General features: G+C 47.1%; 5 protein-coding genes. 3 read left to right on the forward strand and 2 right to left on the reverse strand.

Features of this window, described 5'->3' with window-relative positions:
* Positions 1-30: 30 nt before the first annotated feature.
* On the reverse strand, positions 31-1776 hold the full coding sequence (locus QMY49_RS12445) for a sensor domain-containing diguanylate cyclase (RefSeq protein ID WP_283311785.1): 1746 nt from the start codon (positions 1774-1776) through the stop codon (positions 31-33).
* A gap of 50 nt (positions 1777-1826) precedes the next feature.
* Positions 1827-2771: a tRNA modification radical SAM protein MnmL/YtqA gene (gene mnmL / locus QMY49_RS12450; protein ID WP_017190093.1), complete on the reverse strand. Its 945-nt coding sequence runs from the start codon at positions 2769-2771 to the stop codon at positions 1827-1829.
* A 554-nt stretch (positions 2772-3325) separates the two neighbouring features.
* On the opposite strand from mnmL, the gene gltB (QMY49_RS12455) reads away from it, so the two are divergent.
* From gltB (QMY49_RS12455) to gltB (QMY49_RS12465), 3 genes are all read left to right on the forward strand, one after another.
* Positions 3326-7876, forward strand: coding sequence for a glutamate synthase large subunit (gene gltB / locus QMY49_RS12455; protein WP_283311787.1), 4551 nt, complete (start codon positions 3326-3328; stop codon positions 7874-7876).
* On the forward strand, positions 7876-9345 hold the full coding sequence (locus QMY49_RS12460; RefSeq protein ID WP_283311790.1) for a glutamate synthase subunit beta: 1470 nt from the start codon (positions 7876-7878) through the stop codon (positions 9343-9345). Before gltB (QMY49_RS12455) ends, QMY49_RS12460 begins: the two co-directional genes overlap by 1 nt.
* Before the next feature lie 452 nt (positions 9346-9797).
* Positions 9798-14261, forward strand: a complete 4464-nt coding sequence (gene gltB, locus QMY49_RS12465; protein ID WP_017190091.1) for a glutamate synthase large subunit — start codon at positions 9798-9800, stop codon at positions 14259-14261.
* Positions 14262-14280: the final 19 nt, after the last annotated feature.

Genomic DNA, 14280 nt, shown 5'->3' on the forward strand with positions numbered 1-14280 from the left:
TCTCAACTTAGAGCAAGCGGTCACAAAGCGTTAATAAGAACCAGGATGAACTCGAGTGCAGTCACGCCCATCAGCCTTAGCTTGATAGAGTGCGCTGTCTGCCATTGCAACGCCCATTTCCGGTTCGTCACCATGATGCGGGATGTAAGAAACAAAGCCGATACTCACCGTCAACCGATCCGAAGTCGTTGAGTTACTATGTTCCACAGCAAGTTCGTGGATTTGTTCATGGATGCGTTTGGCAACTTTGTGTGCACCTTCCGTTGTGGTGTTTGGCAAGATAAAGCCAAACTCTTCCCCACCATATCGTGCTACGCAGTCCGATGACCGACTCACCACCTGTTGAAACGCCGCAGCGACTTGGACTAAAGCATCATCACCTTTTTGGTGACCATAGCAGTCGTTATAGTCTTTAAAGAAATCAATATCACACAACATGATCGTCAGCGGCAATTTCTCACGAATATGGTGATACCAAAGAGTATGAAGTTGTTCATCAAAGCGGCGACGGTTAGCGACTTTTGTCAGGCTGTCAGAGAAGCTTAATTTTTCTAACTCCAAATTCGCTTCCTCAAGCTTTTGCTCTGCAAGATAACGCTCAGAGATATCACGTGCCATAATCAATACACCGTTAGTACCCGATGCTCGGTCTTTAAACGGCGATTTCACCACATCAAACCAAGTATGATACCCATCAGTGCTGCTCACTTTATCGATGTAGCGTACAGGTTGTGTTTGCTGCAATGCTTGCATGTCACTAGCTTCCAAACGAAGGTAAATATCATCAGGCACTACGTCTTGTAGTCGCTTACCAATCAAATCCCCTACATCAGAAATGCCTAACGCATTCACAAATGGTTTATTACAAGCCTGGTAAACCATGTTTTCATTGAAGATACCGATAGAGTCTGGGCTGGCATCCAAAATGGTTTGTAAGATTGTATCGCGCTGTGCCAAGGCGACTTCGGTATCTTTACGACGTTCCATTTCGTCGCGCAAATTCTGCTGCATCTTGTGCCATTCAGTAACATCATGGCTGATAGATAAAGTACCAATCATCTCTCCGGACTGAGAAACCAAAGAACTTTGGTTTACTTCCAACAAACAACTTCGACCTTGCTGATCGGTTGTCCAACGCCTCTCAGTTTTACGTGTAGCTATTGGGTTCAGCTTGGAGGAGCAAGCTTCTTCTCTGCGCCCTTCCCAAAACAGGTCAAACGCACGGTTGGTTGTCAGTACTTTACCTTGCTTATCTTGCAGACATATCAATTCAGATAACGAGTCGAGAGCGGAACGAGCAATACCTAGCTGCTCTAATTCTTGTTGCTGCTCTTGGCGAGTAAACTGGTAAGGCTGAGCGTAAATAATCCATACGCGATGCCCACGAAGTAAGCTCTTTCGACCAGATAACTCAATCTTAATATTCTCTGTTTCAGACAACCGCCAATCAAACAGCTGCTGCCCAAAATGTCGGCTGGAAAAGCTATCAAGTAATGCAATTATCTCGTCAGTATTAAAAGAAGCAGGATAGAGAAACCCAGAACCTAAACGGCGGATACCAAGCAATTGCATGGCAGAATCATTGGAGAGCAACAATTGACCACTGCCCGCATCTAACACGAGAACAGGGTAAGGAGAGTCAGTAACGATAAGTTTTAAAGCAGATTGAAATCGTATATAGATCAGCGTAACTGTGATTACACATACAACAGAGAGCAGGACCACAAATCCGTAGTCGCCCTGCCCATCCCAGAGCCAATTGAGTAACTGATCCATTTTTCCGACCTTTCAAGCAAATCGGAGGAAATATAACAGTTATTAATCGATCATTCTGCCTTTAATTCTGGTTTGATATAGATGAAGGCATCACCAGTTAAGCTGCCTTGTGAGCCTTCTCGATCCAATGCACGACCAATTTCAGTCATCGCTAACCAGCGGTTTTCACACCACAACGGCGACAAAAGAGTAGGACGGCGAGCAGCTGAGGAAACGCGATGGAAGATCACTTCTTTAGGAGTCATGCGGATCATTTCACTGGCGATAGCAACATAATCTTCCAATTCTGGGGCTTCTAGCTTTCCGGCACGCCACGCTTTCGCCATCGTACTGCCTTCTACGATATGTAAACCATGCAGTTTGATACCATCTGTGCCGACGTCCAAAACTTTACGCAATGTGTCGATGTTGTCATCGCGTGTTTCTCTAGGCAAACCGACGATCAGATGAGTACAAACTCTAATACCTAGTGCCCGAGCGCGTTTGGTGATTTCTGCATAACACTCAAAGTCATGACCACGGTTGATACGCTTGAGGGTGTCATTGTTGGCAGTTTGAAGACCCAGTTCTAACCAAATCTCATAACCTTGATTCACGTAGTCCGACAATAGATCCAGTACTGCGTCAGGAACACAATCAGGGCGAGTCCCAACACACAAACCAACAATATCTGCAGCCTTGAGTGCTTCCTCGTACATGTTTTTAAGAACTTGCACTTCTGCATAGGTACTGGTGTACGCCTGAAAATATGCCAGATACTTCTTCGCCCTGTGGATCTCTCCAGCACGATCTTTCAATTGATCGTGGATACTTTTGATCTGTACTTCTTCATCCGCAAATGAAGCCACATTACAAAATGTGCATCCACCTCGACCAATAGTGCCATCGCGGTTTGGACAACTGAAACCACCGTGCAAAGTCAGTTTATGGACTTTTTCGCCATAACGGCGCTGAAGGTCTTGGCCTAATGTGTTGACCAACTCATGTAACTGCATAGATTCTCACCAATAGTAAACCGTAATAAATCTCACTACGATTTATGTAACTAAATTACATCCCTGCAAGAAAAAACAAATAATTCTAGTCAATTCAAACAAACAGGTGGCGGTGCGAAATCAATAAAACTGCATAAAACCAACTTAAAACCTGCAATGTTGCGTAAATGTTAAACAAAAAGTGAATATTTAAACGAAAAAATTGGGTCACAAAGACGACTTTTCGTTGCATTTCGAAGTCACAAAATTGTAGGATACTTACACAACCCCGTCGTTTTTGTGACTTTTATTACAACATCAACTGCGGGAATTGTCGGCGTTATCCCGCTCCCACCTATATAAGTCACTAAATTGTGGCAATAAATAAAGGGATATCACCAAGGATTGTTTTTCTCGCAAAATTTTTCCTGCGAGATACGGAAAGGAATCAAGACTGGTCAACCTCGATCAGTGGCGAATCATAAATATAAAGGACAAGACGTACAGAGCGTACCTAAGACAGTCGAGATCTGTCCGGGGTTCTTGCGTCGACATTGAACTGGAAGGATGTATCTATGGTAGATAGAGAGCAAAATTCACAGGGTCTGTACACTCCGGAACTGGAGCATGACGCTTGTGGTATCGGTTTTGTTGCTCACCTTAAAAACCGTAAATCTCATGAAGTAGTGACTCAAGCATTGGATATGCTGGCTCGCATGGAACACCGTGGTGGTCAAGGTTGTGACCCATGCAGCGGTGATGGTGCGGGTATCTTGCTACAAAAACCTCATGAATTCCTATTAGAAGAAGCCGTTAAGCTAGGCATTAAACTGCCTTCATTTGAAAAGTATGGTGTTGGTGTCGTTCTTTTCCCGAAAGACGAATACAAACGCGAACAATGCCGAGATATTCTAGAACGCAACGCACAGCGTCTAGACCTTGAAGTTATCGGCTACCGCGTTTTGCCAACCGACAACTCAATGATCGGTGCCGACCCGCTAAGCACAGAGCCTCAGTTTGAGCATGTGTTTATCTCTGGTGGTCCAGGCATCACACCTGAAGAGCTAGAACGCAAACTGTACGTACTTCGTAACTACACAGTGCGAGTTTGCCTAGAAAGCGTTTCGAACATTGGTGACGACTTCTACATTAACTCAATGTCTTACAAGACATTGGTGTACAAAGGTCAGTTAACAACCGAGCAAGTACCTCAGTATTTCCTTGATCTGCAAAACCCAACCATGGTGACTGCACTGGCACTGGTACACTCTCGTTTCTCTACCAATACCTTCCCGAAATGGCGTCTTGCACAGCCTTTCCGTTACATTGCCCACAACGGTGAAATTAATACAGTTCGCGGTAACTTGAACTGGATGAAAGCCCGTGAAGCAATCTTAGAATCAGACCTATTTACTCAGGCTGAAATCGACATGCTTCTTCCAATCTGTCAGGAAGGTAGCTCGGATTCATCTAACTTCGATATGGCACTTGAGCTCCTAGTTCTTTCTGGTCGTAGCCTGCCACACGCATTGATGATGATGATCCCGGAAGCATGGCAAGAAAACAAAAACATGGATCCTAAACGTCGCGCGTTCTATCAGTACCACGCGAACATCATGGAACCATGGGATGGTCCAGCTTCAGTATGTTTTACTGACGGTGTTCAAGTTGGTGCGACACTCGACCGTAACGGTCTACGCCCTTCTCGCTACACAGTGACCAAAGACAACTTCCTAGTGATGGCATCAGAATCTGGTGTGGTGGATATTGAACCAGAGAACGTAGAGTTCCGTGGTCGTCTACAACCAGGTCGTATCTTCGTTGCAGACCTAGAGCAAGGTCGCATCATCTCCGATGAAGAAGTGAAAGATACCATTGCAACAGCAAAGCCTTACGAGAAGTGGGTAGAAGAAAACCTACTGAGCTTGAAGAAGCTGCCAGATGCAAGCAACCAGTTCAGCCAACCTTCTCCTGAGCGTTTGTTGCACCGTCAACAAGCTTTCGGTGTGAGCACTGAAGAAGTGAACGAAATCATCGTTCCAATGGCGAATGATGCGAAAGAGCCATTATCAGCCATGGGTGCAGACTGGCCTCTTGCGGTTCTATCTCATCAGTCTCAACATCTTTCAAACTACTTCAAGCAACTGTTCGCACAGGTAACCAACCCACCGATCGACCCGATCCGTGAGCGTATGGTTATGTCACTGAACACTTACTTGGGTAAAGACCAAAACCTTCTGACTGAAACACCACTTCACTGTCAGAAAGTAGAATTGGAATCGCCTGTTCTGGCGAACTCTGAGCTTGAGAAATTGCGTGCGATCGATAACGAGCACCTACAAGCGAAGACACTGGATATCGTGTTCCAAGCCAATGAAGATCAAGGCAAACTTGAGCGCGCACTCAAACGTATCTGCCAATACGCAGAAGACGCGGTTATCGATGGTTACTCAATCATCCTATTAACTGACCGTGCAGTAAATTCAAACCACGCGGCGATCCCAGCAATGCTGGCAGTGGGCGCAGTGCACCACCACTTGATCCGTAAAGGTCTACGTGCGAAGTGTGACATCGTGGTTGAAACCGGTGATGCACGTGAAACGCACCACTTTGCAACGCTACTTGGTTACGGTGCGAATGCGGTTAACCCTTACCTAGTGATTGAAACCATCATTGAACTTCAACGTACAAAGAAGTTGGATCCAGAAGCGAACCCTCGCGATCTGTTCAACAACTACCGTAAAGCGATCAATGGCGGTCTTCTGAAGATCTTCTCGAAGATGGGTATCTCTACGCTACAGTCATACCACGGTGCGCAAATCTTCGAAGCCTTGGGTATCCACAAATCAGTGGTCGACAAGTACTTCACAGGTACGGTTTCTCGTATCCAAGGTCTAACCCTTGATGATATCGCCAAAGAAGTACTTATCCGTCACCGCATCGGTTACCCACAACGCGAAATCCCAATTCAAATGCTGGATGTAGGCGGTGTTTACCAATGGAAACAGCGTGGCGAGAAGCACCTCTTCAACCCAGAAACCATTTCTCTACTGCAAGAGTCTACGCGCAACAAGAACTACGATCAGTTCAAGCAATACGCGACAGCCGTAGATAAGCAAGGCGACAACGCGGTAACCCTGCGCAGCCAACTTGAGTTCATTAAGAACCCAGCAGGTTCTATCTCTATCGACGACGTCGAGCCAATTGAAAGCATCGTGAAACGCTTCGCGACCGGTGCTATGTCATTCGGTTCTATTTCTTACGAAGCACACTCCACACTGGCTGTTGCTATGAACCGCCTTGGCGCGAAATCGAACTCTGGTGAAGGTGGTGAAGACCCAATGCGTTTCGAGCGCAAAGACAACGGCGATTGGGAACGCTCTGCGATCAAGCAGGTGGCTTCAGGTCGTTTCGGCGTTACCTCTTACTACCTAACCAACGCTGATGAGCTGCAAATCAAGATGGCTCAAGGTGCGAAACCAGGTGAAGGTGGTCAGCTACCAGGTGATAAAGTAGATGACTGGATCGGTGCAACACGTCACTCAACTCCGGGCGTCGGTCTTATCTCGCCACCGCCACACCACGATATCTATTCCATCGAGGATTTGGCTCAGCTTATCTACGACTTGAAGAACGCGAACCGCGCGGGTCGTGTGAACGTGAAGCTGGTATCAGAAGCAGGCGTAGGTACGATCGCTTCTGGTGTCGCGAAAGCGAAAGCGGACGTTGTACTTATCGCAGGTTTCGACGGCGGTACAGGTGCATCCCCAATGTCTTCAATCCGTCATACAGGTCTTCCTTGGGAACTTGGTTTGGCAGAAACGCACCAAACGCTACTGAAGAACGGTCTACGTAACCGTATCGTGGTTCAAGCGGATGGTCAGATGAAGACACCTCGTGACCTTGCAGTGGCAACACTACTTGGAGCAGAAGAATGGGGCGTGGCAACCGCAGCATTGGTGGTTGAAGGTTGTATCATGATGCGTAAGTGTCATAAGAACACCTGTCCTGTTGGTATCGCGACTCAAAACAAGACACTTCGCGAGCGCTTTGATGGTCGCGTAGAAGACGTCGTAACCTTCTTCCAGTACATGGCACAAGGTCTGCGTGAAATCATGGCTGAACTTGGCTTCCGCACTATCGATGAGATGGTCGGTCAAGGTCAGAAACTGAAGATTCGCCAAGACGTTTCTCACTGGAAATATAAGAACCTAGATCTGTCTCCTGTTCTTCACGTTGAGCAACCACGTGAAGCTGATGGTGTATTCAACCAAGCTCAGCAGAACCACAACCTAGAAGAAGTACTAGACCGTAAGCTGATTCAAGCAGCGATTCCTGCACTCGAGAAAGGCGAAGCGGTGAATGCCGAGTTCCCTATCGTCAACACGGACCGCTCTGCAGGTACCATGTTGTCGAACGAAATCTCGAAAGTGTATAAAGATGCCGGTCTACCTCAGCCAATGAACGTGAAGTTCAAAGGTTCCGCGGGTCAATCATTCGGTGCATTCCTAGCTAAGGGCGTGAAGTTCGAAGTAGAAGGCGATGCGAACGACTACTGGGGTAAAGGCTTATCTGGCGGTACCTTAGTACTTTACCCAGACGCAAAATCAAGCATTGTCGCAGAAGACAACATCGTGGTTGGTAACGTGTGTTTCTACGGTGCAACTTCGGGCGAGTCTTTCATTCGCGGCATGGCTGGTGAACGTTTCTGTGTTCGTAACTCAGGCGCGAAAGTAGTAGTAGAAGGCGTCGGTGACCACGGTTGTGAGTACATGACGGGCGGTGCGGCAATAATCCTTGGTTCAACAGGTCGTAACTTTGCCGCAGGTATGAGTGGCGGCGTGGCTTACGTATGGGATAAATCAGGTGACTTTGAGTCAAAACTGAACCCAGAGCTAGTAGACCTAGATCCAATCGAGCAAGAAGACAGAGATCTATTACTCGACATGCTAACTAAGCATGTTCAATTCACAGGAAGTGAAGTCGCTCAGTCTTTCCTAGACAATTTTGAAGCTAGCCTAGCCTCTATGGTTAAAGTGATGCCGCGTGATTACAAAGCGGTTCTTCAAAAACGTAAAGCTGAAGCACAGTCTCAAGGAAACGAAACTCAAGCGGAGGCAGTATAATGGGTAAGCCTACTGGATTTTTAGAGCATGGTCGTGAACTACCACAGAAGATCGACCCATCTGAACGTATTAAGAACAATAAAGAGTTTGTTCTAAACGAGGAGTTTGGTGACAAAATCAATACTCAGGCTTCTCGTTGTATGGATTGTGGTGTGCCGTTTTGTCATAACGGCTGCCCTATCGGTAACATCATCCCAGAGTTTAATGACGCAGTTTATCGTGATAGCTGGGAAGAAGCATGGAACATTCTAAGCTCGACTAATAACTTCCCTGAGTTTACTGGTCGTGTTTGCCCAGCACCATGTGAAAGTGCTTGTGTACTTGGCATCAACCAAGACCCGATCACTATCTGTAATATCGAGAAAACCATCGTAGAAACGGCGTATCGAGAAGGGTACGCCAAACCAAAAGCACCACGCTCTCGCACAGGTAAAACTGTTGCGATCATCGGTTCTGGTCCTGCAGGTCTTGCGGCTGCCGAGCAGCTAAATAGCGCTGGTCATACTGTGACTGTATTCGAGCGAGACGAGAAAGTGGGTGGTCTACTACGTTTTGGTATCCCAGACTTCAAACTGGGTATGGATGTGATTGACCGCAAAATCAACTTGATGGCAGAAGCGGGTATCGAATTCAAAGTAAACCAACACGTTGGTGTCGATGTGAATGCTCAGCAACTACGTCAAGAATTCGATGTGGTTCTGCTGACTGGTGGCTCAACTGTTCCACGTGATTTGCCCGTTCCGGGTCGTGAACTAAAAGGCGTCCATTTTGCAATGGAGTTCCTAGGTCAAAACAACCGTCGTGCCAATGATATGGATCTTAAGGGTGAAGAACTTCACGCTGCGGGTAAGCATGTTGTGGTGATCGGTGGTGGTGATACCGGCTCTGACTGTGTGGGTACATCTAACCGTCATGGCGCAGCAAGCATCACTCAGGTTGAAATCATGCCGATTCCACCAGAGAAGCGCCCGGCTAACATGCCATGGCCACAGTACCCAATGATTCTACGTACTTCGACCTCTCATGAAGAAGGTGTTGATCGTCACTGGAACATCCTGACCAAAGAGTTCATTGGCAATGACAAGGGTGAAGTTACAGGTCTTCGTTTAGCTAACATCGTTTGGCAAGATGCGAAACCAGGCGAACGTCCGAGCTTCAAAGAAGTAGAAGGCAGTGAGCGAGTTATCCCATGTGATATGGCATTCCTAGCGATGGGCTTCCTGCACCCAGAACCAACAGGTGTACTTGCTCAATTGGATATTGCACTCGATGATCGCGGTAATGTAGCAACCCAAGGTTTTGCTACAAACCAAGAAGGCGTATTTGCAGCTGGTGATATGCGAACAGGGCAATCTCTGGTTGTTCGTTGTATCAACGAAGGTCGTGAATGTGCCCGTGCTATCGATGACTATTTAATGGGTGGCACAAACCTAGAAGCAAAAGCAGATTCACTGATGCTTTCTGCGTAAAGGGAGTGTTCTCACTTCCTCTTTCTGAGCATTAAACCAAGCCATCAGTAGTATCGATGGCTGGTAGCAAAGAAAGAAAACAGTTCCTTCCAACCTTTTTATTTTGACCAGCATTTTGTGCTGGTCTTTTTTATTCCTGCCAGAATCAAATGTTACTTTTTTGTAACAATCATTTTTCTATCTAACTGAATTTATTAGATTATTTTAGCCAATTAAATGGTAAATCGCATATTCACGTGATTATTCACTAATAACTTGACCTTTTTTACAATAAGCTATAGCTTGTGAAGTTGGTGAAAATAAAACACACAATTTTTGTTAAGATATTTGACGAATTTTATTGAATAGATATACATAAAACTTAGAAAGTGACGCATAGTTAGTCATCATTATCAACTTGAGCAGTGTTGATATATCTGTCGGGATGACAGATAAGCAAAGGGAGAATTGCAATGGCTCTTTATGATCCAAGTCTTGAGAAAGACAACTGTGGATTTGGCTTAATCGCGCACATGGAAGGCGAGCAAAGTCACAAGCTGGTACGTACAGCAATTTCTGCACTTGATCGCATGACCCACCGTGGTGGCATCGCCGCCGATGGAAAAACCGGTGATGGTTGTGGTCTTCTTCTACAAAAGCCCGATTCCTATTTACGCCTTATCGCCGAAGAAAATGGATTCAACCTTGGCAAGCAATACGCCGTGGGGATGATTTTCTTTAACCAAGATCCGGTGAAAGCTCAACTCACCAAAGACATCGTAAACAAAGAACTGGCTCAAGAGACCTTAACCGTAGCAGGCTGGCGGGAAGTTCCAACTAATTCAGAAGTACTCGGTCCGATCGCTGCTGATTCACTTCCAGACATTCAACAAGTCTTTATCTCTGCACCAGCAGGTTGGCGCGAGCGTGACATCGAACGTCGCCTCTATATCGCACGCCGTCGCATCGAGAAACAAATTACAGAAGATCCTGACTTCTACATCTGTAGCTTGTCAACGCAAGTTCTGGTGTACAAAGGTTTGTGCATGCCTGCGGACTTACCGCGCTTCTATCTTGATCTTGCTGATCTACGCATGGAATCTGCTATCTGCCTGTTCCACCAGCGTTTTTCAACCAATACTCAACCTCGTTGGCCTCTGGCTCAACCGTTCCGTTACCTCGCTCATAATGGTGAGATCAATACCATTGAAGGTAACCGCCAATGGGCTCGCGCTCGTGCTTACAAGTTTTCATCGCCACTGTTGCCAGATCTTCAAACTGCAGCACCATTTGTGAACGAGACAGGCTCTGACTCTTCCAGCTTGGATAATATGTTGGATCTCTTTTTAGCAGGCGGTATGGATATCTTCCGTGCCATGCGCATGCTTGTGCCACCAGCATGGCAAAACCACCCAGATATGGACCCAGATCTGCGAGCGTTTTATGACTTCAACTCCAAACATATGGAGCCATGGGATGGTCCGGCAGGTATCGTTCTGTCCGATGGTCGATACGCCGCATGTAACTTAGATCGTAATGGTCTGCGTCCTGCACGTTATGTGATAACTAAAGACAGGCTGATCACTCTAGCATCAGAGATCGGCATTTGGGATTACGCTCCGGATGAGGTTGCCGAAAAAGGGCGCGTTGGTCCAGGCGAACTGCTGGTTGTCGATACTCGCAAAGGCAAACTATGGCAATCAAGTGAGATCGATAACGATCTGAAATCTCGCCACCCTTATCGCGAGTGGATGGAAAACAACGTTCGCAAACTCACGCCTTTTGCTCAATTACCAGAAGAGCAAGTTGGCGAGCGCAGCTTTGATGAAGACTTGCTTAAGACTTACCAAAAGCAATTCGCCATGAGCAACGAAGAAGTCGATCAGGTGTTGCGCGTTCTCGGTGATATGGGACAAGAAGCGGTCGGCTCTATGGGTGATGACACCCCGATGGCCGTCTTATCCTCTAAAGAGCGCTTGGTGACTGACTATTTCCGTCAGAAGTTCGCGCAGGTAACCAACCCGCCGATCGATCCACTGCGTGAAAAACACGTGATGTCACTAGCAACCAGCATCGGTCAAGAGATGAATGTCTTCTGTGAAACTGATGGACACGCGCACCGAGTAACCTTCGATTCACCAGTGTTACTTTACTCAGACATGCAGCAATTACTCGAGCTTGGAGACAATTACTATCGTAATACCATTCTCGATATCAACTACGATCCACAACAGAAAGATCTTAAACAAGCCATTGATGATCTGTGTGAGCAAGCAGAACACGTGGTGCGTGAAGGCACTGTGCTAGTGGTGCTTTCGGATCGTGCTTTAGTCAAAGGCAAATTGCCAATTCCTGCAGCAATGGCGGTCGGTGCCGTTCAAACTCGCCTGATCGATGCGAACTTACGTTGTGATGCCAACATTGTTGTTGAAACAGCAACGGCACGTGACCCACACCAATTTGCAGTCTTGCTTGGCTTTGGCGCCACTGCGGTTTACCCATACCTAGCTTATGAAGCGCTAGGTAAACTCATTGATGATAAAGCGCTAGAAAAAGACTATCGCGATGTGATGCAAAACTACCAATACGGCATCAACAAAGGTCTGTACAAGATCATGTCGAAAATGGGGATTTCTACCATTGCCTCTTACCGTTGCTCACAACTGTTTGAAGCAGTTGGCTTGAGCCAAGAAGTGGTCGATTTGTGCTTTAAAGGTGTAACAACTCGTATTGAAGGCGCAAATTTCGACGACTTCCAACAAGACTTGTACAACCTTTCTCGCAAAGCTTGGGCGAAACGTAAAGCCATCGAGCATGGTGGTTTATTGAAATATGTCCACGGTGGTGAATATCACGCCTACAATCCAGACGTGGTTGGCACACTGCAAACTGCGGTGAAATCAGGCGAAAGCAACGATTATCAGAGCTTTGCTAAACAGGTGAACCAACGTCCTGTTGCCATGTTGCGTGACTTAATGGCGCTGAAAAAATCAGATTCCCCATTACCACTTGAGCAAATCGAGCCAAGCACAGAACTCTTCAAACGTTTTGACTCGGCGGCAATGTCCATTGGTGCACTTAGCCCAGAAGCACACGAAGCACTTGCAACAGCGATGAACCGCCTTGGTGGCTATTCTAACTCAGGTGAAGGTGGTGAAGATCCACGTCGCTTCGGTACAGAGCGTAACTCACGCATCAAGCAGATTGCTTCAGGTCGATTTGGTGTTACGCCTCACTACCTAACCAATGCAGACGTACTGCAGATCAAGGTCGCACAGGGTGCGAAGCCGGGTGAAGGTGGTCAGTTACCGGGACACAAAGTCACCGCAGAAATCGCAAAACTGCGTTATTCGGTACAGGGGGTGACTCTGATCTCCCCTCCTCCACACCACGATATTTATTCGATTGAAGACTTAGCCCAGCTGATCTTCGACCTAAAACAAGTCAATCCAAACGCATTGGTTTCGGTGAAGTTAGTTTCTGAGCCAGGTGTCGGCACCATCGCAACAGGTGTCGCGAAAGCTTACGCTGATCTCATTACCATCTCGGGCTACGACGGTGGTACTGCAGCAAGTCCACTAACCTCAGTGAAATACGCTGGTAGCCCTTGGGAATTGGGACTGGCAGAGACACAACAAGCACTGGTTGCTAATGGTCTACGTCATAAGATTCGTCTACAGGTAGATGGTGGTCTAAAAACCGGTCTGGACGTGGTGAAAGCGGCAATTCTCGGTGCCGAAAGCTTCGGTTTTGGTACTGCGCCAATGGTGGCAATGGGTTGTAAGTTCCTACGTATTTGTCACCTCAACAACTGTGCTACTGGCGTTGCAACTCAAGACGAGACGCTGCGTAAAGAGTACTTCAAAGGTCTTCCGGAAATGGTGATGAACTACTTCATTGGTCTGGCGGACGAAGTACGCGGATTACTCTCTGAACTTGGTGTTGAAAAACTGACTGACTTGATTGGTCGTACGGATTTGTTGGAAACCGTTGAAGGTCTGACAGCAAAACAAACCAAGCTGGATTTGTCGAATATCCTTGAGGCACCAGTCTCTCCAGAAGGACACCCTCTTTATTGGACACAGCCAAATACACCATTTGATAAAGCCGAGCTAAACAACAAGATCATTGAAGACGCGCTGCAAGCGGTTGAGAAACGTCAATCTGCTAGCTTCTTCTACAACGTGATCAACACCGACCGTTCTGTTGGTGCTCGTCTATCAGGTGAAATCGCTCAGCGTTACGGCAACCAAGGCATGGCGGCAACGCCAATCAAACTGCATTTGGATGGCACCGCTGGTCAGTCATTTGGCGTTTGGAACGCAGGTGGCGTAGAGCTTTACCTCACTGGTGATGCCAACGACTACGTAGGTAAAGGCATGGCTGGCGGTAAGGTGGTTATCAAACCTCACCTTGGCACTGCATTTAAGTGTAATGAAGCAACCATCATTGGTAACACCTGTCTGTACGGTGCGACCGGCGGTAAACTGTTTGCGGCAGGTAAAGCAGGTGAGCGTTTCGGCGTACGTAACTCAGGTACGATTGCCGTCATTGAAGGCGCTGGTGATAACGCTTGTGAGTACATGACCGGTGGTATTGTTGCCATTCTAGGCGCGACTGGCGTGAACTTCGGCGCAGGCATGACCGGCGGGTTTGCATACGTATTGGATGAGAACCAAGACTTCCAAGGTCGCGTGAACAACGAATCGGTTGAAGCGATATCTCTGTCAGATCTCTACATCCACCAAGAGCACTTGCGTGGTCTGATTGCCGAACATCTCGAAGAAACCGGCTCTAGCCACGCAGAAGATATCTTGGCGAACTTTGATGAATGGATTCCAAAGTTCTACTTGGTGAAACCACAAGCGGCGGACTTGCGCACGCTACTTGGTCACCAGAGTCGCAGTGCCGCAGAACTGCGCGTTCAAGCCCAGTAATCATGGAGGATGTTTGAAT

It is taken from the genome of Vibrio harveyi (assembly GCF_030060435.1).
Taxonomy (GTDB): Bacteria; Pseudomonadota; Gammaproteobacteria; order Enterobacterales; family Vibrionaceae; genus Vibrio; species Vibrio harveyi.